3 protein-coding genes and 1 pseudogene are annotated in these 1,285 nt (G+C 39.3%); all 4 read left to right on the forward strand.

Annotated elements, in window-relative coordinates:
• Window positions 1–109: pseudogene (locus tag VB732_RS03145) on the forward strand (type II toxin-antitoxin system HicB family antitoxin); the annotation flags it as partial.
• A 25-nt stretch (window positions 110–134) separates the two neighbouring features.
• On the forward strand, window positions 135–383 hold the full coding sequence (locus VB732_RS03150) for a hypothetical protein (RefSeq protein ID WP_323229364.1): 249 nt from the start codon (window positions 135–137) through the stop codon (window positions 381–383).
• A 9-nt stretch (window positions 384–392) separates the two neighbouring features.
• Window positions 393–578: a hypothetical protein gene (locus VB732_RS03155; protein WP_323229365.1), complete on the forward strand. Its 186-nt coding sequence runs from the start codon at window positions 393–395 to the stop codon at window positions 576–578.
• Window positions 579–685: 107 nt separating this feature from the next.
• On the forward strand, window positions 686–1,162 hold the full coding sequence (locus tag VB732_RS03160) for a hypothetical protein (RefSeq protein ID WP_323229366.1): 477 nt from the start codon (window positions 686–688) through the stop codon (window positions 1,160–1,162).
• Window positions 1,163–1,285 lie beyond the last annotated feature (123 nt).

Genomic DNA, 1,285 nt, shown 5'->3' on the forward strand with positions numbered 1-1,285 from the left:
TTTTAAAAATGCTCAAGAAGTTTTAGAAATGCTGATTGAATCATCTTTGGCTGACGGTGAACCTCTACCAGAGCCTAAAACGCTAGGAAATTCTTTGGAAGTTGCATAAAATTTAGGAATTAAAAAGGTAGCTTATGAACACATCTATAAATACAGCCAAAGTCTACGATGAAATTATAGAATTTATTGCTGCTGGAACCACTCCTCAAAGTGTTATCGATTTCAAACTCTCGGATGCAGCCAAAGACCGTTTAGAGGATCTCGTTTACCGCGCAAAAACTGAAGGTCTTACAGGAAGTGGCCAGCGAGAGTTAGATCATTTTCTCACGCTAGAACATATTATGCTACTAGCAAAAGCTCGTCACTACATCAGCGCGGAGTAACTATTCAAAATGTCTCGTCCATATATTAATGCAGAATTGCAGCGTTTAGTTAGCGATCGCGCCGAGCATATATGTGAGTATTGTTTATATCCAGAAATAGACGGCTTAAGTGTAGGTTGGGTTGAGGAACGAAACCCAACATTTTCGGGTTTTGTTGGGTTTCACTCTGTTCAACCCAACCTACAAATTTTCTAAAACAGATAAATAAATAGGTTATGATGTGCGATCGCGCTTACCAATGGGAATTCTATACTTAGCAACTATTGCTACCTCACCATTAGAACTCCCAAGGTAAATATACAATGTCCTATCAAAATATCGCAGCCACCCTTTCGCCACAAGATATCCAAGAAATTAAAGCCGCGCTACAGACAGTCCAACAAAAGATGCCCTTTTTAGTCACTCTTAGCACTGAAGAACGGCGTAAGTTAGTAAAAATGGGCGATAAAAGTCTAGCTTTTGTGAACAATAGCGTCACTGCTGCTCAGTCTAACCGCGAAATTCTTCCAGCCACTTTTGACGTTGAAGAACTTGTTCGGGATTATCAATTAGCCACTGCACTTACTGAACTTTTAATCTCAGTGCAACAACTCGCCGAACAAGTAGATGATACTTTAATGGCAGTCGGTAGTGAAGCTATGACTAGCAGTTTAACAGTTTATGACTACGTAAAGACAGCATCGAAAAAGACTCCAGGCTTAAAAACCGTCGCTGAACAGTTGGGCGAACGTTTTAAAGCTATTAAAGGTAGACCGACTAAAGCTGTATCTGGTTCTTGAGTCTTTGATACTCATTAAAGAGTCTTTGATACTCATTAAAGAGTGTTTGAACTCCATTAAAGAGTGTTTGAACTCCATTAAAGAGTGTTTGAACTCCATTAATGAGTCTTTGAACTCCATTAA

This window comes from Nostoc sp. UHCC 0252, from assembly GCF_034931145.1.
GTDB lineage: Bacteria > Cyanobacteriota > Cyanobacteriia > Cyanobacteriales > Nostocaceae > Nostoc.

Excerpts from the sequence above, each read along its gene's own strand:
- VB732_RS03155 (WP_323229365.1), top strand. The coding sequence starts at position 393 with ATGTCTCGTCCATATATTAATGCAGAATTGCAGCGTTTAGTTAGCGAT.
- VB732_RS03150 (WP_323229364.1), top strand. The coding sequence starts at position 135 with ATGAACACATCTATAAATACAGCCAAAGTCTACGATGAAATTATAGAA.
- VB732_RS03160 (WP_323229366.1), top strand. The coding sequence starts at position 686 with ATGTCCTATCAAAATATCGCAGCCACCCTTTCGCCACAAGATATCCAA.